Annotated in this window: 31 protein-coding genes; 18 read left to right on the top strand and 13 right to left on the bottom strand. The window is 61.6% G+C overall.

Annotated features, from left to right (window positions below; translation table 11 throughout):
- The first annotated feature begins 38 nt into the window (after positions 1 to 38).
- The 9 genes from HY30_RS05675 (at position 39) to HY30_RS05635 (ending at position 8661) form a co-directional block, all read left to right on the top strand.
- The gene (locus HY30_RS05675; RefSeq protein WP_034738050.1) at positions 39 to 437 is read left to right on the top strand and encodes a VOC family protein; all 399 of its coding nucleotides are present in this window, start codon (positions 39 to 41) and stop codon (positions 435 to 437) included.
- Positions 434 to 922 carry a 5-(carboxyamino)imidazole ribonucleotide mutase gene (purE, locus tag HY30_RS05670; RefSeq protein ID WP_034738048.1) on the top strand — a complete coding sequence of 163 codons (489 nt, stop codon included), beginning with the start codon at positions 434 to 436 and terminating at the stop codon, positions 920 to 922. Before HY30_RS05675 ends, purE begins: the two co-directional genes overlap by 4 nt.
- Positions 919 to 1998 (top strand): 5-(carboxyamino)imidazole ribonucleotide synthase, encoded by a 1080-nt coding sequence (locus tag HY30_RS05665; protein ID WP_034738046.1) that lies wholly within the window; start codon positions 919 to 921, stop codon positions 1996 to 1998. Before purE ends, HY30_RS05665 begins: the two co-directional genes overlap by 4 nt.
- A 4-nt stretch (positions 1999 to 2002) precedes the next feature.
- Entirely contained in the window at positions 2003 to 2758 is a 756-nt protein-coding gene (locus HY30_RS05660; RefSeq protein ID WP_034738044.1) for a creatininase family protein, read from the top strand.
- A 92-nt stretch (positions 2759 to 2850) separates the two neighbouring features.
- The gene (locus HY30_RS05655; RefSeq protein ID WP_034738042.1) at positions 2851 to 3582 is read left to right on the top strand and encodes an ABC transporter ATP-binding protein; all 732 of its coding nucleotides are present in this window, start codon (positions 2851 to 2853) and stop codon (positions 3580 to 3582) included.
- A complete protein-coding gene (locus HY30_RS05650) occupies positions 3579 to 4337 on the top strand; it encodes an ABC transporter permease subunit (protein ID WP_051614916.1) in 759 nt (252 codons plus the stop codon). The genes HY30_RS05655 and HY30_RS05650 overlap by 4 nt, the downstream gene beginning before the upstream one ends.
- Before the next feature lie 19 nt (positions 4338 to 4356).
- Complete coding sequence (locus HY30_RS05645) at positions 4357 to 6237, top strand: GldG family protein (protein ID WP_162176899.1); 1881 nt, start codon at positions 4357 to 4359, stop codon at positions 6235 to 6237.
- On the top strand, positions 6234 to 7283 hold the full coding sequence (locus HY30_RS05640) for a DUF4340 domain-containing protein (protein WP_034738038.1): 1050 nt from the start codon (positions 6234 to 6236) through the stop codon (positions 7281 to 7283). Before HY30_RS05645 ends, HY30_RS05640 begins: the two co-directional genes overlap by 4 nt.
- A 79-nt stretch (positions 7284 to 7362) precedes the next feature.
- On the top strand, positions 7363 to 8661 hold the full coding sequence (locus tag HY30_RS05635) for a CHASE3 domain-containing protein (RefSeq protein ID WP_034738036.1): 1299 nt from the start codon (positions 7363 to 7365) through the stop codon (positions 8659 to 8661).
- Here HY30_RS05635 and HY30_RS19090 read toward each other — a convergent pair.
- Together HY30_RS19090 and acnA are read right to left on the bottom strand one after the other, a co-directional pair.
- Positions 8658 to 9335: a DUF1223 domain-containing protein gene (locus tag HY30_RS19090; protein ID WP_051614914.1), complete on the bottom strand. Its 678-nt coding sequence runs from the start codon at positions 9333 to 9335 to the stop codon at positions 8658 to 8660. The genes HY30_RS05635 and HY30_RS19090 overlap by 4 nt on opposite strands.
- 121 nt (positions 9336 to 9456) lie before the next feature.
- Entirely contained in the window at positions 9457 to 12228 is a 2772-nt protein-coding gene (gene acnA, locus HY30_RS05625; RefSeq protein WP_034738131.1) for an aconitate hydratase AcnA, read from the bottom strand.
- 127 nt (positions 12229 to 12355) lie between these two features.
- Between acnA and ccmA the strand changes: the two genes are divergently transcribed.
- Genes ccmA through HY30_RS05605 form a run of 5 tightly spaced genes read left to right on the top strand, consistent with a single transcriptional unit; the run spans position 12356 to position 15013 of the window.
- On the top strand, positions 12356 to 12916 hold the full coding sequence (gene ccmA / locus HY30_RS05620; RefSeq protein ID WP_241765658.1) for a heme ABC exporter ATP-binding protein CcmA: 561 nt from the start codon (positions 12356 to 12358) through the stop codon (positions 12914 to 12916).
- The gene (ccmB, locus tag HY30_RS05615; protein WP_051614912.1) at positions 12913 to 13578 is read left to right on the top strand and encodes a heme exporter protein CcmB; all 666 of its coding nucleotides are present in this window, start codon (positions 12913 to 12915) and stop codon (positions 13576 to 13578) included. The genes ccmA and ccmB overlap by 4 nt, the downstream gene beginning before the upstream one ends.
- Positions 13579 to 13593: 15 nt before the next feature.
- Positions 13594 to 14331 carry a heme ABC transporter permease CcmC gene (gene ccmC / locus HY30_RS05610; RefSeq protein ID WP_241765657.1) on the top strand — a complete coding sequence of 246 codons (738 nt, stop codon included), beginning with the start codon at positions 13594 to 13596 and terminating at the stop codon, positions 14329 to 14331.
- A complete protein-coding gene (ccmD, locus tag HY30_RS19665) occupies positions 14328 to 14495 on the top strand; it encodes a heme exporter protein CcmD (protein ID WP_081812079.1) in 168 nt (55 codons plus the stop codon). The genes ccmC and ccmD overlap by 4 nt, the downstream gene beginning before the upstream one ends.
- Positions 14492 to 15013, top strand: coding sequence for a redoxin domain-containing protein (locus tag HY30_RS05605; protein ID WP_034738032.1), 522 nt, complete (start codon positions 14492 to 14494; stop codon positions 15011 to 15013). The genes ccmD and HY30_RS05605 overlap by 4 nt, the downstream gene beginning before the upstream one ends.
- Positions 15014 to 15023: 10 nt before the next feature.
- Here HY30_RS05605 and HY30_RS05600 read toward each other — a convergent pair whose 3' ends face one another.
- A complete protein-coding gene (locus HY30_RS05600; RefSeq protein WP_034738030.1) occupies positions 15024 to 15647 on the bottom strand; it encodes a MarR family winged helix-turn-helix transcriptional regulator in 624 nt (207 codons plus the stop codon).
- A gap of 125 nt (positions 15648 to 15772) precedes the next feature.
- On the opposite strand from HY30_RS05600, the gene HY30_RS05595 reads away from it, so the two are divergent.
- A complete protein-coding gene (locus HY30_RS05595) occupies positions 15773 to 16327 on the top strand; it encodes an NUDIX hydrolase (RefSeq protein ID WP_034738028.1) in 555 nt (184 codons plus the stop codon).
- On the opposite strand, the gene HY30_RS05590 is transcribed toward HY30_RS05595, so the two are convergent.
- Together HY30_RS05590 and HY30_RS05585 are read right to left on the bottom strand one after the other, a co-directional pair.
- Positions 16324 to 16962, bottom strand: a complete 639-nt coding sequence (locus HY30_RS05590; protein ID WP_034738026.1) for an inner membrane-spanning protein YciB — start codon at positions 16960 to 16962, stop codon at positions 16324 to 16326. The two genes, HY30_RS05595 and HY30_RS05590, sit on opposite strands and share 4 nt — an antisense overlap.
- 80 nt (positions 16963 to 17042) lie before the next feature.
- Positions 17043 to 17903: a DMT family transporter gene (locus HY30_RS05585; protein ID WP_034738024.1), complete on the bottom strand. Its 861-nt coding sequence runs from the start codon at positions 17901 to 17903 to the stop codon at positions 17043 to 17045.
- Between the two features lie 109 nt (positions 17904 to 18012).
- Here HY30_RS05585 and HY30_RS05580 point away from each other — a divergent pair, with 109 nt between their 5' ends.
- The 3 genes from HY30_RS05580 (at position 18013) to HY30_RS05570 (ending at position 20450) form a co-directional block, all read left to right on the top strand.
- Positions 18013 to 19752, top strand: a complete 1740-nt coding sequence (locus HY30_RS05580) for an N-acyl-D-amino-acid deacylase family protein (RefSeq protein ID WP_034738023.1) — start codon at positions 18013 to 18015, stop codon at positions 19750 to 19752.
- A 74-nt stretch (positions 19753 to 19826) separates the two neighbouring features.
- Positions 19827 to 20231: a hypothetical protein gene (locus HY30_RS05575; RefSeq protein ID WP_034738022.1), complete on the top strand. Its 405-nt coding sequence runs from the start codon at positions 19827 to 19829 to the stop codon at positions 20229 to 20231.
- 3 nt (positions 20232 to 20234) lie between these two features.
- Positions 20235 to 20450 (top strand): helix-turn-helix transcriptional regulator, encoded by a 216-nt coding sequence (locus tag HY30_RS05570; protein ID WP_034738021.1) that lies wholly within the window; start codon positions 20235 to 20237, stop codon positions 20448 to 20450.
- A gap of 3 nt (positions 20451 to 20453) precedes the next feature.
- Here the strand turns inward: HY30_RS05570 and ftsY are convergent, their stop codons facing one another.
- The 8 genes from ftsY to HY30_RS05530 all read right to left on the bottom strand — a co-directional run.
- Positions 20454 to 21842: a signal recognition particle-docking protein FtsY gene (gene ftsY, locus HY30_RS05565; RefSeq protein ID WP_034738020.1), complete on the bottom strand. Its 1389-nt coding sequence runs from the start codon at positions 21840 to 21842 to the stop codon at positions 20454 to 20456.
- Positions 21839 to 23113 carry a tRNA (N(6)-L-threonylcarbamoyladenosine(37)-C(2))-methylthiotransferase MtaB gene (mtaB, locus tag HY30_RS05560; protein ID WP_034738125.1) on the bottom strand — a complete coding sequence of 425 codons (1275 nt, stop codon included), beginning with the start codon at positions 23111 to 23113 and terminating at the stop codon, positions 21839 to 21841. Before mtaB ends, ftsY begins: the two co-directional genes overlap by 4 nt.
- A gap of 66 nt (positions 23114 to 23179) precedes the next feature.
- Entirely contained in the window at positions 23180 to 23989 is an 810-nt protein-coding gene (gene dapF / locus HY30_RS05555; protein WP_034738019.1) for a diaminopimelate epimerase, read from the bottom strand.
- Between the two features lie 51 nt (positions 23990 to 24040).
- Complete coding sequence (locus HY30_RS05550) at positions 24041 to 24457, bottom strand: hypothetical protein (protein WP_034738018.1); 417 nt, start codon at positions 24455 to 24457, stop codon at positions 24041 to 24043.
- 46 nt (positions 24458 to 24503) lie between these two features.
- Positions 24504 to 25553, bottom strand: coding sequence for a MaoC family dehydratase (locus tag HY30_RS05545; RefSeq protein ID WP_034738017.1), 1050 nt, complete (start codon positions 25551 to 25553; stop codon positions 24504 to 24506).
- Positions 25554 to 25596: 43 nt separating this feature from the next.
- Positions 25597 to 25860: a hypothetical protein gene (locus HY30_RS05540; protein WP_155839258.1), complete on the bottom strand. Its 264-nt coding sequence runs from the start codon at positions 25858 to 25860 to the stop codon at positions 25597 to 25599.
- A 91-nt stretch (positions 25861 to 25951) separates the two neighbouring features.
- Positions 25952 to 26299 carry an ArsC/Spx/MgsR family protein gene (locus HY30_RS05535; RefSeq protein ID WP_034738015.1) on the bottom strand — a complete coding sequence of 116 codons (348 nt, stop codon included), beginning with the start codon at positions 26297 to 26299 and terminating at the stop codon, positions 25952 to 25954.
- A partial coding sequence (locus tag HY30_RS05530; protein WP_034738013.1) for an HpcH/HpaI aldolase/citrate lyase family protein occupies positions 26299 to 26824 on the bottom strand: 526 nt, incomplete at its 5' end. The genes HY30_RS05530 and HY30_RS05535, both read right to left, overlap by 1 nt.

Below are 26824 nucleotides of genomic sequence, written 5' to 3'. Positions count from 1 at the left end.
CAATGACCAGCCCTGCCGCTTAAAAGCCCGGTGTCTTCATGATCGATCATCTCTCTATCAATGTTGCGAGCTTTGAACGATCGCGGGATTTCTATGATAGGGCCCTTGGCCCGATCGGCGCAGCTATGGTGATGGTGAAACCCGAAGAAGCAGGCGGACCGCCGTCATGTGGCTATGGACGTGGCAACAAACCTTCCTTCTGGATCACCCAGTCTTCGTCGCCCCATAGCGGTCTGCATATAGCATTCGTCGCAGACAAGCGCGCGGGTGTGGACGCTTTCCACCGGCAGGCACTTGAAGCAGGTGGCCGTGACAATGGCGCACCGGGTCTGCGCGCCCATTACCACCCGAATTATTACGCAGCTTTCGTGTTCGACCCTGACGGGAACAATGTCGAAGCAGTCTGTCATTTGCCGGAACAAGCAGGATCAGAATGACCACTTCACCTAAAGTCGGTATCATCATGGGCAGTCAGTCGGACTGGCCAGTCATGCGCCATGCGGCAGCCATTCTTGAAGAGATGGGCGTGCCCCACGAGGCGAAGATCGTTTCCGCGCACCGCACGCCTGACCGCCTGACCGAATATGCCAAGGCCGCCAAGGGCCGCGGCCTGAAAGTGATCATTGCGGGCGCCGGTGGCGCAGCGCACCTGCCCGGCATGACGGCGGCCATGACGCCGCTGCCCGTTCTCGGGGTGCCCGTCCAGTCCAAGACCCTGTCAGGGCTCGATAGCCTTCTTTCAATCGTTCAGATGCCGCGCGGCGTGCCGGTCGGTACCTTGGCCATTGGCGAAGCTGGCGCGGTGAATGCCGGCCTGATGGCTGCGGCCATCATTGCCCTCAGCGACGCCGCCGTCGCGGCCAAGCTCGACGCCTATCGCGCCGCCCAGACTGACGGCGTAGCCGAGGTTCCCGAGGGATGACTGCCTTGCCACCCGGCGCCGTGATCGGGATCCTTGGCGGCGGACAATTGGGCCGGATGCTGGCGAGTGCGGCGAGCCAGCTTGGCTTTGATGTGCACGTCTTCTGCCCGGAAGATGATGCGCCTGCTGCCCGCGTTGCCATGAAACACTGGCAGGCCGGCTATGATGACGATGATGCGCTGTCGGGCTTTGCCCGCGCCTGCGATGTCGTCACGCTGGAGTTCGAGAATATCCCGGTCAGCGCTGTGGAAGCGATTGCCGCCACCGGCACCCCGTTGCATCCTGGCGCAAAATCGCTGGCCGTGTCGCAGGACCGGGCTGACGAGAAAGCCTTTCTCAACAGTATCGGCATCGCGACTGCGGATTACCGGACGATTGATGCCGAGACTGATATCGCCCCTGCTCTTGCCGTCCTCGGCGGCAAGGGTGTCCTGAAAACGCGCCGCGACGGCTATGACGGCAAGGGACAAGCCTGGCTGAAGACTGAGAGCGATATCTCGGCAGGCTGGCAAGCCGTAGAGGGCGCGCCTTGCGTGCTTGAAGCCGCCGTCGCCTTCGAACGCGAGATTTCGGTCATTGTGGCCCGCTCAAGCGGCGGCGAGACCGCCAGCTGGGCGCCGCCCCGCAATGTGCATGAAGAGGGCATCCTGGCGCGCTCGATCGTGCCTTCAGGCCTGTCGCGCGAAGTTGAGATGGAGGCACGGCGCCAGGCCGTCTCGCTGGTCGATGCGCTCGGCCATGTCGGCGTCCTGGCACTCGAATTCTTTGTCATGGCGGATGGCAGCCTCATTGCCAATGAATTTGCCCCGAGGGTCCACAATTCCGGCCATTGGACACCGGAAGCCTGTCAGACGGGTCAGTTCGAACAGCACATAAGGGCCATTGCCGGCTGGAAGCTGGGCGACACGCATCGGCTTTTTGATGCGGAGATGCTAAACCTGATCGGGAAAGCAGGCCTGATCGATCCGGCCATGCTGGCCCCGAACGAGACGCTGACACTCTATGGCAAGCGCGAAGCGCGCGCCGGACGCAAGATGGGCCATATTACCACGCGCCTCGGACCGCGAAAGGACTAAGCCCATGCTGCTTCCCGTATCGACCTGGCAGGACATCGAACGCTGGCTCACCAAGTCGCGTACCATTGTCATCCCGATTGGCTCGATGGAACAGCACGGGCCGAACGGTTTTATCGGCACGGATGCCCTTTGCCCGGAAATCATCGCCCGCCATGCCGAGAGCCTCGCGCCGGATGACATTCTGGTCGGACCGACCTTCAATGTCGGCTGCGCCCAGCACCATCTTGGCTTTCCCGGTACGATCACCCTGCGGCCCACGACGATGATTGCCGCGATGACGGACTGGACCGAGAGCCTGATGCGGCACGGTTTCGAGCGCCTTTATTGGTACAATGGCCATGGCGGCAATATCCACACGATCGAGGCGGCGTTCAGCGAGATTCACGCGCGGCGCAGTTTCGACCCGCGCGGCGAGGACAATCGCCCGGGCCTGTCACTGAAGCGGCGCGACTGGTGGGACTTCCGGGACGTGATGGGCCTCTGCAACAAGCTTTATCCCGTTGGCCATGGCAGCCATGCGACAGCCTCCGAAGTGTCGGTGACCTATCATGCCTATCCGGACCGGGCGCGGCCCGAGGTGGAAATGAGCCCGAAAATCGCGCCCAATGGCAAGATCGGCGACGCCGTCCAGTATCGGCGTGATTTCCCGGATGGCCGGATCGGGTCTGACCCGACCCAGTCCAACGCGGAAGATGGCGGCAAGATTGTCGAGGCCGCCGCCAAGGCCATGCTGGAAGACGTCGCGCGCTTTTCTGCGTGAAATGACACGCCCGACTACAGCGGGGACTCTGGCCACACGCAGCGAAGGGCGGTATCAAAGTATGCTTCCAGAAAGGCGTGCGAACCAGATACATGCTCGACATTCAGAGGCTGGAAAAATCATTTGGCGCAAAGCATGCTGTGCGCGGGGTGTCCTTCCGGCTTGAGAAGGGCACAGTGCTCGGCTTTCTCGGGCCGAATGGTGCCGGCAAGTCCACGACCATGCGCATGATTGCCGGTGTGCTGGAGCCGGATGGCGGCGACGCGCTGATTGATGGCAAATCCATTCTTTCTAATCGGCGCGAGGCACAGCGGGCGCTTGGCTACCTGCCGGAAGGCGCCCCCCTTTACGAAGACATGACGCCGCCGGAATTCCTGGTTTTCATGGCATCCGCGCGCGGCATGAAGGGCGTTGCGCGCAAGGATGGCGTTGAGCGCGCCATCGCTGACGCGCGTATCTCTACCGTGTGTGACCAGCGTATCGGTTCGCTTTCCAAGGGCTACCGCCGCCGCGTAGGGCTTGCCGGGGCCATCCTGCATGATCCGCCTGTGCTTCTGCTGGACGAACCGACAGACGGTCTCGACCCCAATCAGAAACGCGCCGTGCGCGCGCTGATTGCCCGCATGGCGCCGCACAAAGCCATTCTGATTTCGACGCATACGCTGACCGAAGTGCCGGCCATGTGCTCGCGCGCGATCGTGGTCGACCGGGGCATGGTAATTGCCGATGACACGCCGCAAGCACTGGCGAAGAAGTCGGAAGACGGGACATTGGAAGGCGCCTTTACAAGGCTGACCGATCAGGCCGAGGCAGAATCGGCATGAAGATGTGGCTGCGCGAACAGTTCGGCGGATTCACCGCCACCTACAGACGCGAGCTGGGCGCCTATTTCGCAACGCCCATGGCCTATGTCTTCCTTGCAGTCTTCCTGCTCGCGCTGGGCGTGTTCACCTGGGAAGCCTCCCGGTTCTTTGATACCGGTTCTGCCGATCTCGCGCCCTTCTTCGTCTGGCATCCCTGGCTTTACATGATCTTCCTGCCGGCCCTCGCCATGCGCCTCTGGGCAGACGAGCGATCCGACGGGACCGATGAATTACTCCTCTCCCTGCCGCTCGGCATGCCGGGACTTGTGCTCGGCAAGCTACTGGCCGCATGGACCGTTGCCGGCGTTGGTCTCGCACTGACGGCGCCCATGTGGGTGACGGTCAATGTGCTTGGCAGCCCGGACAATGCGGCCATCATGTTGACCTATCTGGTGAGCTTCCTGATGGCGGGGGCCTACCTCTCAATCGGCGCAGCCATATCGGCCCTGACGGGCAGCCAGGTCACGGCCTTCGTGATCAGCGTGGTCATCGCCTTCGTTTTCACGGCGGCCGGCTGGCCACTGGTCCTCTCTGGCGTGAAGTCCGTATTCGGAACGGGCGGCGCTGAACTCGTTGCCTCATTCTCCTTCCTGACCCAGTTTGAAGGCGCACAGCGCGGCGTGCTGGAACTGCGCGCCGTCGTATTCTTCCTCGGCTTCACGGCTTTCTGGGCCACGCTGAACGGCCTCTGGGCGACGCGGCAGAGGCTCGGATAGGATGAAGGCGAAGCATTACATGTTCGCCGCCACGGCCCTTGCCGCCACGATCTTCGTGTCGGGCAACCTGGTCATGCAAAAGCTGCTGTCCGGCGCGCGCGTGGATTTCACCGAGAACAATCTCTACACGCTGTCGCGAGGCACCAAGGACACGCTGAGAGGCGTCGCCGAACCGGTCGAAATCACCTTCGTTTACACACGCGGTGTGGGACAGGAATATCCGGCGGTGCGTGCCTATGCGGCGCGTGTGCGTGAACTGCTGGAAGCCTATCGCAGCCAATCCCATGGTCAGGTGATCGTGCGCGAGATTGACCCTTCGCCCTTTTCCGAGGCCGAGGACGAAGCGCTGGCCGCCGGCATCACCGCCGTGGGCACGAGTGGCACGGACCCGCTCTATTTCGGCATAATTGGCCGCAACGCCGTCGACGACCAGCGCGTCATCCCCTTCTTGGCGCCCGAGCACGAAGTCACGCTCGAATATGACCTGACGCGCATGGTGGCACGCCTGGATGATCCGGATCCGCCGCGCGTCGGCATCCTCTCGTCCCTGCCGGGCATGACAGCGCCCGGTGGCGAGGGCGGCTATACGCTCCTCTCCGACATTGCGAAATCGTTCGAGATCGTTCCGATCTCGGAAGAGTTCCAGTCCCTGCCTGAGGACTTGGATGTCCTCTTCATTGCGCATCCGCCTGAACTGGCCCCGCGCCAGGAATGGCTGATCGACCAATATGTCCTGCGTCATGGCCGCGCCGTCATCATGGTCGATCCCGCAGCCAAGACCGCCGTCGGCACCAGCATGTTCGACCGGGCCAATGATCACCCCCGCTCCGATCTTGGCGTTCTGGGCAAGGCCTGGGGCGTGAACCTTTCGGAGGATGCGGTGGCCGATGCGGCGAACGCGCTGCCCGTACCCGTCGATACCGGCAATGGCCGCACCGAAGAACTGGCTCACCCCCTGTTCATAGGCGCCCCCTCATCGGACATGAACAAGGGCGATCTCGTCACGGCCGACTTGACCCGGAGGGTCAATTTCGGCGCACCCGGCGCGTTTGTCACCGGCACATTGCCGAAGGGGGTCAGCTTTTCTCCGCTCATAGAGACCGGACCCAGCCCGTCCTATATCGACGCAGCCGAGGCCGTGCGCGACATGAAGCCTGGCGATGTTCTCAAATCCTACAAGACGGCGCCCACGCCGCTCGTTCTGGCGGGCCGTCTGTCGGGCCCGCTGGTGACAGCCTTTCCCGCGGGCGCGCCTGCACTTGACGAGCCGTCCGATCCCACTCTGGCCGAACTGATGCGCGCAGAAGCGGCCAATGCGCCGCCGCATATCAGCAAGAGCGAGACCGATGCCCAGATTGTGCTGATTGCGGATGTTGATACGATTGCGGATGATTTCTACATCGTGCCCGGTAGCGGGACCGTTGTGGCGGATGACGGCGCACTCGTGCTGAATGCCCTTGACGCCCTTTCGGGCGGTGGCGAGCTGTCGAGTCTCCGCTCGCGCTCACCCAGCCTTCGCCCGATGACCCGGATCGACAAGATGCGTGAAAACGCCGAAGCGAAATATTTCCGCCAGCAGGCTGAGCTGGAAAGCCGCCTGAAAACAGCGCAGGCCCGGCTTGAGGAGCTTCAGGAAATCGGCGCGGCTGACGGATTCTTCTCCGGTGACCTTGAAGCAGACCTGAATGATTCCGAGCGTACCGAGCTGACGCAGTTGCGCTCGGATATTATCGAGCTGCGCGGACGCCTGCGCGGAATCGAGCGCGATTACCGCCGGGAGATTGACCGGCTTGAGGGAACCCTCAAGGTCATCAATATCTGGGGTGGCCCCCTGCTGGTCGGACTCATCGGCCTGCTGGTCTGGCGCCGCCAGCGTCATCGTCAGGGGCGTAGCGCGTGACCGACATTCGCCACGTCCAACGCGTACGGCGCCTTCAGGCGCTTGCAGCCCTGGCGGGCCTGCTGACCCTGCTGGCTGTCTTTCTGAATTTGGGCGGACAAGAGACGCCGCAGTCGACCGGCCGCATGGGCAAACCGGTCCTGCCGGATTTTGCGGAGGCGCGGGCGGATGCCGCAAAAATCCGGATCACGCTGGCCGACGAATCCTATAGCCTGATCAACGGCCCCGATGGCTGGACGCTTGAGGGTTCCGGTGGCTATCCGGTGCGCGCTGACCGGCTGGCAAGCCTCGCCGGCGGTCTGGGCGACCTCACATGGGGCGAAGGCCGCACACGCGATCCTGGCAAGATGAACCGTATCGGCCTCGGCGATCCGCGCGAGGGCGGGACCGGCGCCCTGATCGAGATCATCAACGAGGCGGATACGGTCACAGCTTCCCTGATCACCGGCCGGAAGGGCCCGAACGTCTATGCCCGCCTGCCAGGGGAAGAACAGGCCTTCCGCGTGAACGGCGACCTGCCGCCGCTTTACAATCATGATGCCTGGCTGGATCTCGACATCATCGACATCCATTCGGATGCCGTATCGGCCGTGCGCCTGTTTGATGCGCGCGGCAACAGTCTCTACCTGCAACGCTCTGTCGGCAGCAGTGATCGCAGCTTTCGGCCCGCACCGCCCTATCAGGACTATCGCCTCGTCAGCCGGATTGCGGCCTCCACGCCTGCCTTGGCGCTGTCACGCTTCCAGCCCATAGGCGTCAAACCGGCCCGCAAGCTGACAACCCGCCCGGTCGGGCGTCACATCACCGAAACGCATGACGGGCTGGAAGTGGACCTTCAGGCCTATAGGGAGCCTGACGGCTATTTCGTCACGCTGCGTGCAATCGAAGCCGGGGAAGGCGCACAGCGCGGCAGCACAATCAATCAGAAAGCGTCAGGCTGGGCTTTCGAACTGACCGAATTCGACTGGAATGAGTTCACGCCGCCGATCTCATCCATTGTGCGACCGCCGCTCCCCAGCGACACCGCCTCTCCAGCACAGCCATGAAAATGAGCTTGAGCAGGCCGATCAAGTAACGGTAGTCTTTACCTTCGGCCCGCTGCGGTCACCAAAGAGAAATGAACCCATGGCCATAGACCGCCTTCAAAGCGCCGCCCGCTGGGTATTGTTACTCCTGGGCGCACTTATCGCAGGCATGGGCTTTGTCGGATATCTCACATTGCAAGCCTTCTCGGCAGGAATTGAAAGCCGTGATCAGGCTGTCCTCAGCTCGGAACGCACAATGCAAATCCGGCGCGTCCTCCTGTCGGCGATCAATGCCGAAACGGGCCAGCGCGGATACCTCCTGACGGAAGATCCTTCTTATCTTGAACCTTATATCGAAGGTCGTCAGGCGTATGATGACGCCATGGCAGCCTATTATCAGGCCAAGGATGGGGAGTTGAATGCCTTGCAGGCAGAACTCCTGCCGCAATTGACATCATTGCTGGACCAGAAGTTTGCCGAGCTCGACCGTACCGTGGATCAAGCAAGACAAGGCGACCGGGATGGCGCCATTGCGGCACTGGGAACGAACAGGGGAAAGGCCCTGCTTGACGAGGCAAGGCAGATCGCAGCAACCCTTGAAGACGAGGAAGTCCGCATTCTGCATGATGCCATGAGCCGGGCCGAGTCGACCGAGAGACGTGCGCGGTACTTGCTCCTGTTTCTCGGCCTGGCAGCGCTCGCCGTCATACCTGGCATGGTTTATCTGTTCTGGCGCGCCCTGCGCGCTGAACGGGCCGAACGTTCCCTTGCGCTGGCCCGCGCCGCCAAGGACCAGACAGACCTGCTGGCACACGAACTCAATCATCGCGTCAAAAACCTCTTCACCATCGTTCTGTCGCTGGTCAGGCAATCGGGTCGCACAACCCCGGAACATGCCGCTGCAAGTGAAGTCATCCACGACCGCATTCATGCCCTGTCCCTGGCGCATGCTGCCGCCCTTCGCAGTGAAAAGGATAAAAGTCCCGTCAAACTGAAGAACCTCGTCGACGTCCTGCTTGAGCCCTATGCCTTGGGACAGAATGCGCATGAAATCGAAGGCGCGGATATTGATCTTGCCCCCGGCGTGGTGACGCCGCTCAGCCTGATCATCCACGAGCTCGCCACCAATGCCGTCAAGTATGGCGCATGGTCGACCGATCATGCGGGTGTGGTGCGCACACTCTGGCATGTAGAGCACGATGCGGAAGAAGCCGTGGAACGCGTCGTATTGAGCTGGGAAGAAATTGGCGGACCCGCAACCGACGCGGCCCGCGTGGGCAAGGATGGCTTCGGATCGCGGATGATCAACCTGAGCTGCCGGCAGATCAATGGCGACGCATCGAGTGAATGGCTGTCAGGCGGGCTGCACTTCCGGCTGTCATTCGACAACAATTTCTAACGCGCTGGCAGGTCCATCGCGGCGAGCACACGGCCAAAGCCCGCTTCCTGAACGACCAGCGCACAGGTCGACTTGCATACCGATGGATCAATCTCGACCCGGCCGCCCAGCCATGGACCAATGGAGGTGACATGGGTCACCGGGTGGACCATGTCCGTCGGGTTGGCATCGCCATCCAGATAATCAATCACGAATATGTCCGTCAGCTCTTTCACATTGCCTGTGAGCTCGATCTTGCCGCCCTTGCGTGTGAGGTGGGCCGGAGACGGAGCAACGCGGTTCGTCCGCTCCAGCGCGGACTCAACCTGTGGCAGCTTGTTACCAGGGCACTGCTCAACACCATTATAGACGGTTTGGGGCGTGTAGGGTCCGCGCAGGCGGAAACGGTCGACATAGGCCCGCTGGCGATCCTTGGACTCGGCCATCGCCATCGGGTCCTTCTCACCGAGATAGTCCCAGTAATCGACAGACCATGTCAGGATAAGCACATCATCACGCTGGGAATCGACCTCCGCAAGCGTGCGATGCGCTTTCGGGCATGCCCGGCAATTATGCGACGCAAACAGCTCCACCAGGACGGGCGAGGTATCCGCAACAGACATCGGCTGGCGCGCCGCTGCAGGCAGGGCAACGAACAGCGAGATGGCAAGAACAAGGATGCGGGCGTGTTTCATGACAGTCTCGTTATAGGCCCATGCCAAATCGCATGACAATCACAGGGGTGTGAGGACTGTTAAAAGCCCCCCGCGTGCAAACGCGGAGGGCTTTTGAAGATCAGATTGTGCAACGCGGTCCCTAGAGGGCCTCACGGGCCAGGTTGCGCAGCACATAGTGAAGGATGCCGCCATTGCGGTAATAATCGAGCTCGTTTTCCGTATCGATACGGACACGGCACTCAATGCTTGTGGTCGAGCCATCAGCCTTCGTGATCGTGACCGGCAGCATCATGCGCGGGGTGATGTCGCTGATACCTGCGATGGAAACCTGCTCGTCGCCCTTCAGGCCAAGCGATTCCCAAGTCGTGTCGCCGGTGAATTCCAGCGGCAGGACGCCCATGCCGATCAAGTTGGAGCGGTGAATACGCTCGAAGCTGCCAGCGATGACGGCACGCACGCCAAGAAGGATCGTGCCCTTGGCGGCCCAGTCGCGCGACGAACCGGTGCCGTATTGCTGGCCCGCAAAGATGACCAGCGGAACGCCTTCATCCTTGTACTTCATCGCAGCATCATAGATCGGCAGCTCTTCGCCGCCCGGATAATGCTTGGTCACGCCGCCTTCGACGCCCGGCACCATCTGGTTCTTGATGCGGATATTGGCGAACGTGCCGCGCATCATGACCTGGTGGTTACCGCGGCGCGCGCCGTAGGAGTTGAAGTCCAGCACGGGCACCTGATGCTCGCGCAGGTAGTCGCCTGCAGGGCCATCTGTCTTGATGTTGCCAGCTGGGGAGATGTGGTCGGTCGTGATCGAGTCGCCGAAGAGGCCGAGGACACGTGCGTTCTTCACATCTTCCGGTGCTTCCGGCTCAAGCCCCATTCCGTCAAAATAGGGCGGGTTCTGAACATAGGTCGATGCCATTGGCCAGTCATAGGTCTGGCCGCCGGATACCTTGATGCCCTGCCAGTTCTCGTCACCCTTGAACACGTCCGCATAACGGCTGCGGAACATTTCAGGCGTCACGGAAGCGCGCATGACTTCGGCGATCTCTTTCGAGCTTGGCCAGATGTCCTTCAGGTAAACAGGGTTGCCGTCCTGATCCATGCCGAGCGGATCGGTGGTCAGATTCTTGTGAAGCGAGCCGGCGATCGCATAGGCGACGACCAGTGGCGGGGAGGCGAGATAGTTCGCCCGGATATCCTGGCTGATACGGCCTTCGAAGTTGCGGTTGCCGGAAAGGACCGAGCAGGCAACGAGATCGTTTTCGTTGATCGACTTGGCAATTGCCGGCGGCAGCGGGCCGGAGTTGCCGATACAGGTGGTGCAACCATAGCCGACAAGGTTAAAGCCCATGGCATCAAGATCGTCCTGCAGGCCCGCGCGCAGCAGGTAGTCGGTGACGACCTGAGAGCCGGGTGCGAGCGACGTCTTCACCCATGGCTTCGACACAAGGCCCTTGGCGCGCGCATTGCGCGCGAGCAGGCCAGCGGCGAGCATGACCGACGGGTTGGATGTGTTGGTGCAGGACGTGATGGCCGCGATCACGACCGAGCCGTCATGCAGGTGATAGTCGCTGCCTTCGACGGCAAAGGTCGGTACGCCATAATCGTCCGGGATGGTCTTGTTCATCGTGGCGCCTTCGTCGGCGAAACGGGATTCGCCTTCGCTTTCCGGCGCCTTGTCCTTGTCGACGCCGCCACCCTTGATGCCGAGTACGTCTTTCTTGAACTGCGCGGCCGCATCCGTCAGCAGGACACGGTCCTGCGGGCGTTTCGGGCCGGCAAGCGACGGGACAACGTCGCCAAGGTCGAGTTCCAGCGTGTCGGTGAAGACCGGGTCAGCCATGTCTGGACGCCAGTAGCCTTGCGCCTTGGCATAGGCCTCAACCAGCGCAACGCGATCCGCATCGCGGCCGGTATCCGTGAGATATGTGATGGTTTCTTTGTCGACCGGGAAGAAGCCGCAGGTCGCGCCATATTCCGGCGCCATGTTCGAAATCGTCGCTTCGTCTTCCAGCGTGAGGTTCGCAAGGCCGGGGCCGAAGAATTCGACGAACTTGTCGACAACGCCCTTCTTGCGCAGCATCTGGACCACGGTCAGGACGAGGTCGGTCGCGGTCGCGCCCTCTGCGAGCTTGCCGGTGAACTTGAAACCGACAACCTGTGGAATGAGCATGGAAACAGGCTGACCGAGCATTGCCGCTTCGGCCTCGATGCCACCAACGCCCCAACCGAGAACCGACAGGCCGTTGATCATGGTCGTGTGGCTGTCCGTGCCCACGCAGGTGTCAGGATAGGCAACCGTTTCGCCGTCTTCTTCTTTCGTCCAGACCGTCTGGCCGAGGTATTCCAGGTTCACCTGGTGGCAGATGCCCGTGCCCGGCGGCACAACGCGGAAGTTTTTGAAGGCCGAGGACCCCCAGCGCAGGAATTCGTAGCGCTCGCCATTGCGCTCATATTCGCGCTCGACGTTTTTCTCGAAGGAATTGGCGTGGGCAAAATTGTCGACCATGACCGAGTGGTCGATGACGAGATCAACAGGCACCTGCGGGTTGATGGCGTCAGCAGCGGCGCCAAGTTTCTTGGCAGCGTCGCGCATGGCGGCAAGGTCAACAACGGCTGGAACGCCCGTGAAATCCTGCATCAGAACGCGGGCGGGGCGGTAGGCAATCTCGTGGCTTGTGGCGCCCTTGTTGTCGAGCCAGGCCTTGAAGGCCATGATGTCGTCCTTGGTGACCGTCTTGCCATCTTCGAAACGCAGCATGTTCTCGAGGAGAACTTTCAGCGAGGCCGGGAGGCGCGACACATCGCCAAGGCCGTTTTCAGAGGCTGCGGCGAGCGAATAATAAGTGTACGTCTTGCCAGCAGCGGTAAGCGTGCGTTTTGATTTAAAGCTGTCGAGAGACGGCATGCGGGAGACCTCGCGTCTTGATGTGTACATGTGGGTGCCGCGTCGGGCGGCGCGTTGCCTCGTGTCATATAGAGGGTAAGCACCTGATGCAATTGGGACAAAGGGTCTATTCCGAGGGGAATTACTGTTGCTGACCGCCACCAATCTCGGGATCCTGCGGGGCGAGCGCGTCCTGTTCGAGGGCGTGTCGCTGAGCGTTGCGCCCGGCGAAGCGGTCGTTCTGCGGGGCGCGAACGGGGCAGGAAAGACCACTTTGCTGCGCATTCTGGGTGGTTTGACGCGCCCTGAGGCCGGCCAAGTGGACCGCCGGGCCACCCACCACTGGATCGGGCACCGCGAGGGCCTGAAACCTCACGAGACACCGCGGGCGCACCTGAAACTCTGGGCACAGGCCTGGGGCTCTGACGCCGATATTGACGCCATTCTCCGGGAAATGGGGCTTTCTCGCCCGTCTGAAGTAGCCGCACGCTACCTCTCCGCCGGGCAAAGGCGACGCACGGCGCTGGCCCGGTTGATGCTGGATCGGCGCCCGCTCTGGCTGCTCGACGAGCCTTTCACGGCACTCGATGCCGACGGACGTGAGCAATTGCTCGCCTTGGTGGCGAACCATCGCCAGAGCGGAGGCGCGATTATTGCGGCCATCCATGGCGACGCAGGTTTTGTGGCGAGCCGGGAGGTCACCCTGTGAGCCCGAAACCCATCCTCTCTGCTTTCCGGCAGGCGCTCGGGGAATCCTGGGCCGGTGGCGCAGGCGCGCTCCTGCCGCTTGGCTTCTTCGCAGGTGCAGCCGTTCTTGTACCACTGGGTATCGGAACTGAACCCGGCATGCTGCGCGCTGTCGGCCCCGGCATCCTCTGGGTATCACTTGCGCTATCCAGTCTTGTCACGCTTGAACGCATCTTCCAGGCCGATGTCGAAGACGGCGCTCTGGATCTGTGGCTACAGGCAGGCGCGCCCGTGTCGGCGATCGCGGCAGCCAAGACATTCGCGCACTGGCTGACGGCCGGCCTGCCGCTGGCCCTGATGAGCCCGGTCCTGGCCCTGATGTTTCAGGCACAAGCGGGCATCGGTCTCCTGACAGGTGCTTTGATCTACGGCATTGGCGGGCTGGCCTTCTTCTTCTGGGGCGGCGTCGGCGCCGCGCTCTCGGCCACCGTTAGACGCGGAGGATTACTTATAGCCCTGATCGCCCTGCCGCTTTATGTGCCGACGGCGATATTCGGATCAATGGCCATGCGCGGGGCAGCCCTCGGCGATACCGCGCCACTATTGCTGGCCGCATCGACATTATTTGCGCTGGCGGCGGCGCCGTTTGCCATGGCTGCGGCCCTGCGCTTGGCGGCGGATTGAGGGAAGGGTATCTGAATGGGCATGTTGTCAGCCTTTGCAAATCCGCACCGGTTTCTTGCCTTGTCGCACTGGCTCGCGCCGCTTTTCTATGTGGTTGGCGCTGCGCTGATCGCGTGGGGCCTGTGGCAGGGGCTCTGGGTTGTGCCGAAGGACGACTATCAGGGCGGCGACATAATGCGCGTCATGTTCATCCACGTCCCCGCCGCTTGGCTCGCCATGGCGAGCTATTCCGCCATGGCTGCGGCCAGCTTCATCTGGTTCATCTGGCGCCATGAGCTGGCTGATATTGCCGCCAAGGCCATTGCCCCGCTTGGGGCAGTATGGACCGTGCTCTGCCTTGCGACCGGATCGATCTGGGGCAAACCGACCTGGGGCACATGGTGGCAATGGGACGATGCGCGCATGATGAGCGTGCTGTTCCTCTTCTTCCTCTTCCTCGGCTACATGGCCCTGCGCGCAGCGATGGACTCACGCCAGAAGGCCGCTCGCGCCGGCGCCATCCTCGCCATGGTGGGCGCCCTCAATGTGCCGCTGATCAAGTTCTCGGTCGACATGTTCACCTCGCTCCATCAGGACGCGAGCGTGATAACAGCAGACGGACCCAAGATGGCGGCCGTCTATCTCTGGCCGCTGATGATGAGCGGCCTTGGGCATTCCCTGCTGTTCGGAGCATTGGTGATGACCCTGATGCGGGCAGAAATCTGGACCCGGCGCGCAGCGCGCCAGCGGGCCCGCTTGCTGGCAGGCGCATGATGGAACTCCTCCCCGACCTCGGAAAGAACGCGGCCTATATCTGGGCCTGCTACGGACTGGGCGCTTTTCTCATCGGCGGCGCCGTTGTCGGCACCGTCCTGAAGGCGCGCGCAGCCAAGGCGGCCCTCAAACGCATGCAGGCAAGCGATGAGGACGCAGCATGAAACGCTGGCTCGCTGCCATCCCGGTCGCACTGCTTGTCCTCTTTGCCGGACTGGCCTTGTCGCAATTGCTGAGCCCGAAAAAGGGCGAGTTCGAACGCCTATCCCGCGCTGCGCCTGACCGCCCGTTTAATACGCTGGACGGCGGAGAGATCGCCTTTGCGCCCCCGCCCGGAAATGAAACCATTATCGTGAACCTGTTCGCCAGCTGGTGCGCCCCCTGCGAGGCGGAGCACCCGCAGCTTATGGCCCTGTCTGAACGGTTTCCCGGACGCGTCTATGGCGTGCTTTACAAGGATACAGCCGAGAATGGCGCTGAATTCCTTCAGCGCATGGGCAATCCGTTCGCCAGGGTGGCGGAGGATCCTGACGGTCAGGGCGGACTGGATTTTGGATTGACCGGCGTACCGGAAACATTCGTGATCTCAAGCGAGGGCGAGATCCTGTTACATGTCGCAGGGCCGCTGGGCCCGGACGATGTGAAAGAGGTGAGCGGGGCGCTGGACACGCCCCGCAACTGACCCCAAAGTCTTACTTCTTTTTCTTGGCGGCAGGCTTGGCCTTGGCTTTTGGCGCAGGCTTCGACTTGATCACCGGCTTGGATTCCGAAGCGGCCTTGGCTTTCGCTTTCGGCTTGGCTTTTGCCTTCGGCTTGGCTTTCGCTTTTGGCACGATCACGGGCGCTGGTTCAGCCGTTGCTTTGGCGGTTGGCGCAGGCGCTTCAGCATCGTCAACCAGTTTGGTAAGACCCGAGAGGAGCGCGTCCTGCTTGGTCTTTGGCATCGCTTCGAAGAGGGCAGCATCGGCCGCGTCGACAGCCGGCTGGGCTTTTTCCAGCGCCTTGCGGCCCTTGGCCATCAGCGAAACGGACTTGGCGCGGGCATCGGTCTTGGACGCGACGCGCTTGATCAGGCCAGCCTGTTCCATACGGGCGACCATGTCAGCGAGGGTCGAACGGTCGATGCCGGTTGCATTGACGAGATCGGACTGGCTGACGCCTTCGTTGCCGGACAGGGCAGCGAGCACCGAGAACTGGCGCAGCGTGACGCCGGCCGCCTTCAGGGCGGAAGCCGAATGATTGGCAGCAATCTGCTGCGCGCGATGCAACAAATGGCTGGGCGATTTGTTGAGGTTGAAACTGGTTGTCGTTGCCATTGTAAGCTCTACTTTCAGGGTTTGGCGCGGTTTCCCGCTGGAATTGGGTTGGTGGCCCGCTTAAAGCAGCTGGCCCGTGTGCGGATCAACAGTTTTCTCCATAAGAGACATAGGTTGAAGATTTGATGACGGATGACTTAGCAAATGGTTCCATATCGCCTGATTTCAGAACAGGTGTTCCCGCAGACGACAACCGGGAAAGGCGGATCTGCGCCACATGCGGCTTTATCGACTACGTGAACCCGAAAATAGTCGCCGGATCGGTGGTGACTGATAGCGATGGAAAAGTGCTTTTGTGCCGGCGCGCGATCGAGCCTCGCAGGGGGTTCTGGACCCTTCCAGCCGGCTTCATGGAAGAGAATGAAACGGTTGAGCACGCCGCCCAGCGCGAGGCAAAAGAAGAGGCCTGCGCTGATATCCGCATTCAGCAAATGCTGGCGGTTTATTCCGTTCCACGCATAAGCCAGGTGCAGATCATGTTCCGCGCAACTCTGGAATCTTCAATAAATACAGGGCCAGAGAGCCTTGAAGTGGGCATGTTCGACTGGCGAAACATTCCCTGGTCCGAGCTTGCATTTCCGACAGTCGTCTGGGCCCTGACGCATTATGCCGCCACGCGCCATCTGGCCGCTTTTCCACCCTTCACCAATCCGCCGGGAACGGAAAAGCTCACCCGCTAGGCGGTTTTGTCGGCGTCCTCGGACGGCAGCATATGCTTCAGTGTGTAAGGCACGTTTGCGAGCGCAAAGACAAAACCAATTGCCATATTACCCAGCCGCCAATTGGCCCAGGTTTCCTCCGAAAAAAACTGCCAGAGAATAATATTCCAGATCGCCAGAGCGACAAAATAAAGTCCCCAACGGATCGCAAGCGTCCGCCATGCAAAGTCGGGTAGCTGGAATGCACCATCAAAAAACATCTTCCAGACGTTCCGACCGACCGCGAGCCCGCCGAATATCACCCCGGCGAAGAGAAGGTTTATGATCGTCGGCTTGATGAAGAGGAAGGTTTTCGACTGCAGCACGATGCCGATCGTGCCGAATGTTCCGATCAGCACGGAGGAAACGATCAGGAAAGGCGGGATGCGTTCCTTCTTGACCAGCTTCTGCACGATGACGGCGATCGTCATGACAATCAGCGCGCCCGTTGCCCAGTAAAGCGCCGTGTCTTTCGTGAGCAGGCCGTCGCCTTCCGGGAAGCGCAGAAGCACATTGTAGATCAGGACAAAGACGAGCGTCGGCCCAAGTTCCGCCCAGACATTGCCGGGCTTGCGGGTGGCCGCTGGCGCGGAGTTCTTTTCAGGCATGTCAGTCATGAATATCTATACGCGGCAGAGCCGCTCCCGGATGTTTCTCATTCTCTGGCATACACCGCGCGCCGGGGCCAGACCTGCGCTCAGGCGCCCGCCTGCATCAGGAGGAGCCCGCACGCGAGAACAACGGCGGCAATCGTACGCCTTCGCCCGAATCCTTCGTGGAGAAGAAAAGCACCGAACGCCGCGGCGAACACGACCGATGTCTCCCGCAACGCCGTCACAATCGCCGTGTCGGTCAGCGTGTAGGCGAAGATGGCGAGGCCGTAGGAAAAAGTGCCCAGCACGCCCGCGACAATTCCTCCCCGTATTTGAGGGCGGACCGCCTTCATGAGGGCGCCCTTGCGCTGCCAGAGCGTTACGGTCGTGACGCCAATCCAATCGATGAGAAAAAGCCACACGATGAAGGTCATCGGTGTCGGTATCTCTCTCACCGCGCGTGCATCCGCAACGGCGTACAGGCCGACCCCCGCCGCCGTCATCACTGACCAGAAAAGCGCCGCCCGGTCGAGCCGGCGGGCATCCAGTGTGGCGCCGGTCGGCATGGCAAAGACGATGATGGATGCGCTGGCAGCGACGAGACCAACGATCTGCCACGGCGACAAGCTCTCGTGCAGAACAAGGCTCGCGATCAACGCCGTCGCCAAGGGTCCGAGCCCGCGCATGACCGGGAAGACCAGCGAGAGGTCCCCGCGATGCAGCGCGCGAATGGCGCTGAACTGGTAGAACCAGTGCACCACCATCGAGACGGCAAAAAAAGGCAGGGTCTCGCGCGGCGGGAAGGGTACGAAAAACGCAAACGGCAGAACGCTGAGCGCCATTACGATAGACAGCACCATACGGGCCGTCAGGATATCACCACCGCGCTTCACCAAAACGTTCGACGCCGCCAATGAGACGGCAGACATCAGGCAAAGAGCAACGGGGAGGAGCGTGCTGGTCATGGCGGCAGGTGTATGCGTGGGTTTGGCGCGCCGGGGAAGCCCGACGCGGCGTCAGGGTTTGACTATTCACAGCCCGCCTTCATTCTGGATCCAAAAGAGGAAGAAACGCATGGCCACTCACGACATTATCCTGCGCGGCGGGCTCGTATTTGATGGTAGCGGCGCTGCTCCCCGCGAGATGGACGTTGCTGTCGATGGCGGCGTGATCACAGGCATGGGCAAGGTAAACGGCAAGGGGCGAGAGGAAATCGACGCCCGTGGCCAGATCGTGACGCCAGGCTTTGTCGACGTGCACACGCATTATGATGGTCAGGCCACATGGGGGAGCGAGATCAGCCCCTCATCCCTCCATGGCATAACGACGGCCGTGATGGGCAATTGCGGCGTCGGCTTTGCGCCCTGCCGTACCGAGGATCATGACCGGCTGATCCGCCTGATGGAGGGCGTCGAGGATATCCCCTTCCCGGTCCTCACCGAGGGCCTGCCCTGGGCCTGGGAAAGCTTCCCGGACTATCTCGACTTTTTAGGCGAGCGCGAATTCGATGTGGACCTTGCCGCCCAGCTCCCCCACGCGGCCCTGCGCGTCTATGTCATGGGCGACCGGGGCGCCAATCGCGAGGATGCGACGCCAGCCGAGATCAAGGAAATGGCGCGCCTCGCTAAAGAAGCCGTCATGGCCGGCGCCATTGGCTTTTCGACCTCGCGCACGCTGAACCACCGCACGTCGGACGGCCAGCCGACGCCGACGCTCACGGCAAGTGAAGCAGAACTCACCGGTATCGCCATGGGTCTGTCAGAGGCCGGCCGCGGCGTGTTGCAGTTCGTGTCCGATTTCAACGATCCGCAAAAGGAAGCGGCCATGCTGCGCCGGATCGTCGAGGCATCTGGCCGTCCGCTATCGGTCTCCCTCGCGCAGGCTGATGTTGCGCCGGAAGGCTGGCGCGCGTTGCTGGGCGCGATTGAACAGGCAGTGGATGACGGCCTGCCAATGGCGGCGCAGGTTGCGCCCCGCCCAGTTGGCGTATTGCTGGGTCTTGAATTAACACTCAATACATTCAGTGCGCATCCCGTATTCAGGGAAATCGCTGACCTGCCCTTTGAAGAAAAAGTGCGCCGTCTGAACGATGCGGACTTTCGCAAGCGCCTGCTCGCCGACGCGCCTGATACCGACAACCCCTTCCTCAAAGTCATGCTGCGCAGCTTCGGCAAGATCTTCCAGCTGACTGATCCAGTTGATTATGAGCCCGGCCCCGATCGCACGATCGAGGCAATCGCAGCACGGCGCGGTGTCAGTAATGAAGAGGCGGCCCTCGACCTGATGCTCGAGCGCGGCGGACGCGGCATGCTCTACCTGCCCTTCCTCAATTATGCGCAGGGCAGCCTCGAGCCGATCCGCGCCATGATGGAGAGCACGGCGACATTGCCCGGACTTTCCGATGGCGGCGCCCATGTCGGCATGATCTGCGATGGCAGCTTCACCACGACCATGCTGACCCATTGGGCCCGTGATCGTTCACGCGGGCCGAAACTGCCGCTGGAATACCTGATCCACCGTCAGACACAGAAGACCGCCCGCTGGATGGGTTTCAATGATCGCGGCCTTATTGCACCTGGATATCGCGCCGATCTCAATGTCATCGATGCCAGCAACATGAAGCTCCACCTGCCGGAAGTCATTCACGACCTTCCCGCTGGTGGCAGGCGCCTGATGCAACGGGCGAGCGGCTATACGGCCACGATTCTGGTAGGGCAGGTGACACATCGCGATGGCGACCCGACCGGCGCCAAGCCCGGGCGGCTCGTGCGGGGTGCACAGGCCGCGCCAACGCGCGCCATTGCAGCGGAATAGATCTTTTGTAAAGCCTGCTTGACATGTCAAGCTTGCTTGTCTAAGTGTAAAGCACACTAGACAAGGAGGTGCTCATGGCAACGCTCGGATTTCGTACTGCCAACAAACGTTACAAAAGACTGTTCTGGCCCATGATGGCGCTTTACGTCGCGCTTATCCTCACGGCGAAATGGCTGGTCGATGAAGACACGACTCCCCTCTGGATTCGCGCTGGCTTTGCCGTCGCAACGACGGCGCCGCTCGTTGCCGCGATCTGGGCCATCCTTCGCCAGGCCAGAGAAACCGATGAATATACCCGCGCCCGGCAGATGCGTGCCCTTGCTGAGGCAGGCGCCATCGTGGCCTGCGGTGCTTTCCTCGTCGGATTCCTTCAGATCTTTGCCGTGATCGGCACAATTGAAGTTTTCTGGTTCGGTCCGGCATACTTTATTGCCTTTGGCCTGTCTTACTACCGCAACTGCATGGGACCGACGGTCTAGGCGATGAAGAACATCCTGCGCGCCCTAAGAACCGAACGCGGCTGGAGTCAGGCAGAACTGGCTGACCGGCTGGACGTTTCCCGCCAGTCCGTCAACGCCATCGAGACAGGCAAATATGATCCGTCCCTGCCACTCGCCTTCTCTATCGCCCGCCTGTTCGGGCGAGGTATTGAAGACATTTTCGATGATGGCCTTGATACCGCTACGGCAGCGGAATAGGCCCTACTCAATCGCCCCGACCAGCGCGTGCGAAAATGCGTGGGCGCTGAAGGGGCGCAGGTCATCGGCGCCTTCGCCAACCCCGATAAAGTGGATCGGCAGGTCATGCGCTTCGGCAATCGCGACCAGCACACCGCCCTTGGCGGTACCGTCCAGCTTCGTCATCACTAGGCCTGTCACGCCGGCCGTATGCCGGAAAGCCTCGACCTGGCTGAGCGCATTTTGGCCAACCGTCGCATCGAGCACGAGAATGACATCATGCGGGGCGTCCGGGTCCATCTTGCGGATGACGCGAACCACTTTGGCGAGTTCGGCCATCAGCTCGGCCTTGTTCTGAAGGCGTCCGGCCGTATCGACGAGCACGAGGTCGAGATCCTCTTCGCGTGCCCGTTCGATCGCCTCATAGACAAGACCCGCCGCATCGGCGCCTGTCGGCTTGGACATGACCGGAATGCCCGCCCGGTCACCCCAGACTGTCAGCTGCTCAATGGCGGCAGCGCGGAATGTATCACCCGCCACGAGCAAGGCCTTGGCGCCCTGATCCTTCAGTTTCGAGGCAATCTTGCCAATCGTCGTTGTCTTGCCGGATCCATTGACGCCAACAAAGAGAACAATGCGCGGTCGCGGTCCATCGGAGAAGTCGACGATCTTCTCGCGCGGCGACAGAACTTCCTCAATTTCGGTCGCGAGCGCCTGTTTGATCTCGTTTTCGCTTATTTCCCTGTCGAACCGCTCCTTCGACAGGTTTTTCGTCACGCGCCGGGCCACGGCCGCGCCGAGGTCTGACGTGATCAACAGGTCTTCGAGATCTTCGAGCGTTTCATCATCGAGCTTGCGCTTGTTGAAGGCCGCGAGGCCCGAACCAAGGCGCGACGACGAACGGGCAAGACCGGAGCCGAGCCTGGCCACAAAGCCCGGATCATTGGCTTCCGCCTCCAGCGCCGCGCGGGCCGCTGCTTCACGTTCCTCGCGCAGTCGCACCGCTTCCCGGCGGTCCTCCAGAATTTTTAGTTCGGCAGCGGCCTTGGCGCGGGCGGCTTCGCGCTCTTCGCGGGCGAGCCTTGCCGCTTCGGCTTCAGCTTCGAGCCGCCTGGCCTCTTCGGCATCAGCCCGGGCCAGCGCCTCGGCGCGCGCGGCGTCGGCCTTGCGGGCCTCTTCATCAAGGCGCGCGGATTCAGCGGCGGCCTCACTCGCTTCGCGCGCCTGACGGTCTTCCCAGGCCTTGTTGGCCTCGGCAACGACGCGCTCGATTTCAGCCTTTTCAGCCGCTTTCGCAGCGATTTCGGCATCGCGGGCGGCAATCTCGTCTGCCGAGAGTTCCGGCGCGTCCATCGCCGCGCCAGCCGCCTTTGCCTCGTCCTGTTTCTTCTTTTTCCCGAACCACAGGATCATGCCAAAGTCCCAACCAGATGCGTATTGTTGTGCCCGGTTATATGGGTACGCGCGACGCGTCCAGCAGGCGGCAAGTCGCCCTCGATCTGCAAAGGCGTAAAGTCGGGCAGGCGGGCAGTCGCGCCGCGCTCAACCAGCGCGTCTGTTGTCGATCCCACATGACGGGCGAGATGGGCCACTAGCGCCTTGTCACCCGCCGCACGTAAGCGCGCTGCACGCGCCTTGATTTCAGCCTTCGCCACCTGCGGCATGCGCGCAGCAGGCGTTCCGGGCCGGGGGCTGTAGGGAAAGGCATGCAGGAAGCTGATGCCGCACTCTTCCACGAGGCGCAGCGAATTGTCGAAATGCGCTTCGGTCTCGGTCGGAAAACCGGCAATCAGGTCCGCACCGAAGGCCATGTCGGGCCGCGCGTCGCGCAGACGCTGCGTCAGCGCAATCGCCTGGTTGCGCGAGTGGCGCCGCTTCATGCGCTTGAGGATCAGGTCATCTCCGTGCTGCAGAGAGAGATGCATATAGGGCGCCAGCCGCACATCCGACAGCGCCTCAACCAGCGCATCGTCAATCTCGATGGCATCTATGGAGGAAATGCGCAGCTGCGCCAGATCCGGGACCAGTTTCAGGATACGCTGCACCAGATTGCCCAATTGTGGCGCGCCCGGCAGGTCTGCGCCCCAACTCGTCAGGTCCACGCCGGTCAGGACGACTTCATGATGGCCCGTCTCGACGAGCCGGCGCACCTGCGCAACGACTTCTCCGGCGGGCACCGAGCGTGAATTTCCCCGGCCATAGGGAATGATGCAGAACGTACAGCGATGATCGCACCCATTCTGTACCTGCACATAGGCGCGGGCGCGGCCCTCCATCCCGTCAATCAGGTGGGCCGCCGTCTCGCGCACCGACATGATATCGTTGACGCGAACCTTTTCGTGGCCACCCAGAAGCGTCGCCGGTTTCCACGTCTCGGCCTGCATCTTCTCATGATTGCCGATCACGCGGGTGACTTCCGGCATGGCCGCAAACATGGCCGGATCCACCTGCGCGGCGCAGCCCGTCACCAGGATCGGCGCGCCGGGATGGTCCTTGGCTGCCCGGCGGATCGCCTGACGGGCCGAGCGGACGGCTTCCGACGTGACGGCACACGTATTGATGATGACGGCATCGTTCAGGCCCGCCTCTGAGGCATGGCTGCGCATCACCTCCGATTCATAGGTGTTGAGGCGGCATCCGAGCGTAATCAGCGTCGGGCTGGGAGGCATGGTTGCATCAGTCATGGCAGGTTCGATGGGCCACATCGCGCCGTCTGGACACAGAATCAAGCCCAATGGGCCAGTGAACGGTCAGATAACGGTCTCGAATTCCATCTCGACTGGTCCGGTCATGTACACATGGTCGTCGCTTTCGCGCCAGTCGATGATCAGCGTGCCGCCATCCAGCACGAGCCGCGCCTTGCGCCCGGTGAGCTTGGCGCGCGCTGCACAAACCAGCGCCGCGCAAGCGCCAGTGCCGCAGGCCTTGGTCAGGCCAGCGCCGCGCTCCCACACGCGCAGCCGGATGGTTTCCTTGTCGATCACCTGCGCAAATCCGACATTGGTGCCTTCCGGAAACAGCGGATGCCATTCCACGAGTGGCCCAAGTGCCGGAATGTCATAGGCATCGACATCCTTCACGAAGAAGACCGCGTGCGGGTTGCCCATGGACACAACAGCCGGCCGCGAAAGCGTCGGATTGTCCATCGGGCCGACTTTCACATCGACGCCGCGCACGTCCATTTTCTCGGCCAGCGGAATGTCTTCCCAGCCCATCAAGGGCGAGCCCATGTCGACGGTAACGAGACCGCCATCGGCCTTGAAGCCTTTCAGCATGTCGGCCTCGGTCTGGATCGTGACCATCGGCTTGCCGGTTTCCTCAAGGATGAGATGCGCCACGGCGCGCGCGCCATTGCCGCAGGCAGCCACTTCCCCGCCGTCGGAATTCCAGATCCGCATGAACACGTCCTTGGTAGCATCACGCTCAAGCGCGATCACCTGGTCGGCCTGCAGGTCAGCCGCGATCTGGCGCACCTGGTCTGCCGTCGGCGCGAAGGGCGTCGAGCGGGCATCAAACACGGCAAACGCATTGCCGGCGCCATTCATCTTCCAGACTCTCATCGCGCGTGTGTATTCCGTTTTCGGCCAGCAGCATAGCTGGCGATTGAAGGCCTATTTCGGCAGCCGGGTGGAGACGACCCAGCCGCCAATCTGAATGCACAGCGCAAACAGCAATGCGCCGTACACAAGCGGGTGCGACACGAAAAACGCGAGCACGGCAATCCCGGCGCATCCGTAATCCACAAGATCGCTCGACATCAGCCACCCCTGCGGCTGGCGGGCCTTGCGCACATCCAGCAGCGTGACCGTGCGCCAGACACGCCCCATGTCCGGAGGGCCAAAGGCGGCCAGTAATTGCTTCGGATCGATAATGCCCGTCATTTCCGCGAGATCCTCAGCCTTCGCCTCGCCGAGCGCGACTGTGCGCTTGCGCGCCGATGTGCCGATCAGGCTCACCAGCGCAGACAGGATCACGGCCACCGCAATGGCCGCAATCGTGAAACCGTCAAAGGGACCGTATCCGCTCATACCGCCTATATAAGCATGGCGAAGCCGGACGGAAGCGGCGATCGCGTCAGCGCTTGGGGATAGCGGCCCAATAGTCGAAGTCCAGCAACACCCCAGCAGCATACTTGCCTGCATCATCCTTGTAGGCAAAGGCGCCGGGGTCCTGGTCCTTCACGGCAACAAGGCGCAGGCGCAATGCGCCGCATGTGTCGGACAGCTCGGCCTTGTCCAGCACTTCGCTCCAGGCATAGATCGTGTCACCGGCGAAAAGCGGGCTGACATGGCTACCGGCATTGATCGCCAGCATCTGGCCTGCGTTGGCGAGGCCGTTGAAGGCCAGCGACCGGGCAATCGAGATCACCACGCCGCCATAGATCAGGCGCTTGCCGAACCGGCTGTCCTTCTGGCCGTGCGCATCGAAATGCACCTTGGCCGTGTTCTGGTAGAGACGCGTCGCGATCTGGTGTTCGGCCTCTTCCACGGTCATGCCATCGACATGGTTGATTTTCTCACCGACGGCATAATCGTCGAACGTGTACGGGCTGCCCGCGAGGGCCATGTCCCATGCCTTCATGTCCGGGTGGCCGACCAGTTCGATGGCGGGAACCACTTCAGGCAGGTCCGGAACAACCGGCTCCGGCGTCGGATTGTCCATCTCGAACTTGTTGACCATGACCCAGCGCACGAAGGACATCACCGTCTCGCCGCGCTGGTTGAAGCCAGTCGTGCGCACCCATACGACGCCTGTCTTGCCGTTCGAGTTCTCCTTGATGCCGATCACTTCAGACACCGTGTTCAGCGTATCGCCGGGCATGACAGGCAGGAAGAAACGTCCATCGGCATAGCCAAGGTTCGCCACAGCATTGAGGGAAATATCCGGTACAGACTTGCCGAATACGACATGGAAAGCGTGTAGCGGATCAATGCAGAGGCCCGGCATGCCGGCGGCCTTGGCAAATTCAGCTGAGGAATACTGTGCGAAGCGATTGCCCGTCATGGCGCGATAGAGGGCGACATCGCCTTCGGTCAGCGTTTGCGGCGTTGCGTGGATGATTTCCATGCCGACATGGAAATCTTCGAAATAATTGCCGGGATTGGATTTCTGTACGCTTGCCATCTGCCGCCTCGCTCAATGAGGCTTCAGCGGCGGCGCTCAGCTATCAGGCGCGGCCGATGAAGCCAGTCAGGGTTTCGGCCATCACCTGCACGCGGCTACCGTCCGAAATCAAGCCGGAAGCGAAAAAAGGCGCCAGAACGAGCGAAATCGCCGCAGCCAGCAAGAGGCCAGCCATGACCTGTTGTTCCCGGCGCTCAGCCAGTTGGTCAAACACGCGCGGACCCATCAGCATGTAGGGCAGGCCAAACATGCAGAAGGCGGCAAACACGAGGAGGAGTGCGGCGAGGGTGAAAAGGATCAGCATCATGATCCGCTTATCACCCATCAAAGCTGATATTCCGTCGCCCCAATCGATGAAATTCAATCGAATTGGCCTTTTTGGCGCTGATTTCGGATGCTCAGATCAGCTCAAGCAGCTTCTCGATCGGTCGGCCCAGGACGGCCTTGTTACCCTTAATCAGAATGGGACGCTGGATGATCTTCGGATTCTCCGCCATGGCGGCATAGGCGACCTCATCCTTGGCGTCTTCGGCGAGACCCGCCTCAGCCGCATTCTTCTCGCGCAGGAAGGCGCGCGGGCTGACACCGCCCATCTTCTTCGCAATATCCTTCAACTCCGCCACGCTGAGCTGTTCGGAAGCATTCATATACTTGCGCACGTCCGGCTTGATGCCCTTGGACTCAAGCAGTTCGAGTCCTTTCCGCGACGTGCTGCAGCCCGGATTGTGAAGATAGGTATAGGTCATCACGCGGCCTCGAAGGCCTTGATGGCGGCATCCATCTCGACTGTGCGGCGCGCCTCGTCGAGGTGCAGCAGCTCCGTCATCTTGCCGTTGACCTTCAGCACACCCTTTCCGGCATTTTCCGGATCGGCGAATGCCTCAATCACGGCTTTTGCCTGCTCCACATCGTGCGGGCTGGGCGCAAAGATACGGTTGGTCGCTTCCAGCTGCGACGGGTGGATCAGCGTCTTGCCGTCAAAACCGAGTGTGCGGCCCTGTTCGCACTCGTCGATCAGGCCGGGCTCGTTCTTGATGTCATTATAGACGCCATCAATTGCGATAAGGCCATAGGCCCGCGCCGCTGCCATGCTGAGGCCCAGCGCTGTCTGGAAGGCCAGCCGGTCAGGCGTTGGGCGTGCGCGATATTCCTTGGCCAGGTCATTCGTGCCCATGACGAATGTGGTCAGGCGCGTGCGGTGCGCGGCTTCGGCAATCTCCTGGATATTGAGGATCGCGAGCGGCATTTCGATCATCACCCAAAGCCCGAAA

This window comes from Hyphomonas chukchiensis (genome assembly GCF_000682695.1).
GTDB classification, from domain to species: Bacteria; Pseudomonadota; Alphaproteobacteria; order Caulobacterales; family Hyphomonadaceae; genus Hyphomonas; species Hyphomonas chukchiensis.
The sequence above is the reverse complement of the archived record's forward strand: the minus strand, read 5'-3'. Positions and strand labels throughout refer to the sequence as shown.

What these genes read in the sequence shown, in the direction of transcription:
- HY30_RS05600 (WP_034738030.1), bottom strand. Translation starts at nt 15,647, where the DNA reads ATGGCAACGACAACCAGTTTCAACCTCAACAAATCGCCCAGCCATTTG.
- HY30_RS05660 (WP_034738044.1), top strand. Translation starts at nt 2,003, where the DNA reads ATGCTGCTTCCCGTATCGACCTGGCAGGACATCGAACGCTGGCTCACC.
- HY30_RS05645 (WP_162176899.1), top strand. Translation starts at nt 4,357, where the DNA reads ATGTTCGCCGCCACGGCCCTTGCCGCCACGATCTTCGTGTCGGGCAAC.
- ccmC (WP_241765657.1), top strand. Translation starts at nt 13,594, where the DNA reads ATGGGCATGTTGTCAGCCTTTGCAAATCCGCACCGGTTTCTTGCCTTG.
- acnA (WP_034738131.1), bottom strand. Translation starts at nt 12,228, where the DNA reads ATGCCGTCTCTCGACAGCTTTAAATCAAAACGCACGCTTACCGCTGCT.
- HY30_RS05655 (WP_034738042.1), top strand. Translation starts at nt 2,851, where the DNA reads ATGCTCGACATTCAGAGGCTGGAAAAATCATTTGGCGCAAAGCATGCT.
- mtaB (WP_034738125.1), bottom strand. Translation starts at nt 23,113, where the DNA reads ATGACTGATGCAACCATGCCTCCCAGCCCGACGCTGATTACGCTCGGA.
- HY30_RS05590 (WP_034738026.1), bottom strand. Translation starts at nt 16,962, where the DNA reads ATGACTGACATGCCTGAAAAGAACTCCGCGCCAGCGGCCACCCGCAAG.
- dapF (WP_034738019.1), bottom strand. Translation starts at nt 23,989, where the DNA reads ATGAGAGTCTGGAAGATGAATGGCGCCGGCAATGCGTTTGCCGTGTTT.
- HY30_RS05635 (WP_034738036.1), top strand. Translation starts at nt 7,363, where the DNA reads ATGGCCATAGACCGCCTTCAAAGCGCCGCCCGCTGGGTATTGTTACTC.
- HY30_RS05550 (WP_034738018.1), bottom strand. Translation starts at nt 24,457, where the DNA reads ATGAGCGGATACGGTCCCTTTGACGGTTTCACGATTGCGGCCATTGCG.
- HY30_RS05535 (WP_034738015.1), bottom strand. Translation starts at nt 26,299, where the DNA reads ATGACCTATACCTATCTTCACAATCCGGGCTGCAGCACGTCGCGGAAA.
- HY30_RS19090 (WP_051614914.1), bottom strand. Translation starts at nt 9,335, where the DNA reads ATGAAACACGCCCGCATCCTTGTTCTTGCCATCTCGCTGTTCGTTGCC.
- HY30_RS05545 (WP_034738017.1), bottom strand. Translation starts at nt 25,553, where the DNA reads ATGGCAAGCGTACAGAAATCCAATCCCGGCAATTATTTCGAAGATTTC.
- ccmD (WP_081812079.1), top strand. Translation starts at nt 14,328, where the DNA reads ATGATGGAACTCCTCCCCGACCTCGGAAAGAACGCGGCCTATATCTGG.
- HY30_RS05605 (WP_034738032.1), top strand. Translation starts at nt 14,492, where the DNA reads ATGAAACGCTGGCTCGCTGCCATCCCGGTCGCACTGCTTGTCCTCTTT.
- purE (WP_034738048.1), top strand. Translation starts at nt 434, where the DNA reads ATGACCACTTCACCTAAAGTCGGTATCATCATGGGCAGTCAGTCGGAC.
- HY30_RS05575 (WP_034738022.1), top strand. Translation starts at nt 19,827, where the DNA reads ATGGCAACGCTCGGATTTCGTACTGCCAACAAACGTTACAAAAGACTG.
- HY30_RS05675 (WP_034738050.1), top strand. Translation starts at nt 39, where the DNA reads ATGATCGATCATCTCTCTATCAATGTTGCGAGCTTTGAACGATCGCGG.
- ftsY (WP_034738020.1), bottom strand. Translation starts at nt 21,842, where the DNA reads ATGATCCTGTGGTTCGGGAAAAAGAAGAAACAGGACGAGGCAAAGGCG.
- HY30_RS05585 (WP_034738024.1), bottom strand. Translation starts at nt 17,903, where the DNA reads ATGACCAGCACGCTCCTCCCCGTTGCTCTTTGCCTGATGTCTGCCGTC.
- HY30_RS05580 (WP_034738023.1), top strand. Translation starts at nt 18,013, where the DNA reads ATGGCCACTCACGACATTATCCTGCGCGGCGGGCTCGTATTTGATGGT.
- HY30_RS05650 (WP_051614916.1), top strand. Translation starts at nt 3,579, where the DNA reads ATGAAGATGTGGCTGCGCGAACAGTTCGGCGGATTCACCGCCACCTAC.
- HY30_RS05665 (WP_034738046.1), top strand. Translation starts at nt 919, where the DNA reads ATGACTGCCTTGCCACCCGGCGCCGTGATCGGGATCCTTGGCGGCGGA.
- HY30_RS05540 (WP_155839258.1), bottom strand. Translation starts at nt 25,860, where the DNA reads ATGATGCTGATCCTTTTCACCCTCGCCGCACTCCTCCTCGTGTTTGCC.
- HY30_RS05595 (WP_034738028.1), top strand. Translation starts at nt 15,773, where the DNA reads ATGACGGATGACTTAGCAAATGGTTCCATATCGCCTGATTTCAGAACA.
- HY30_RS05570 (WP_034738021.1), top strand. Translation starts at nt 20,235, where the DNA reads ATGAAGAACATCCTGCGCGCCCTAAGAACCGAACGCGGCTGGAGTCAG.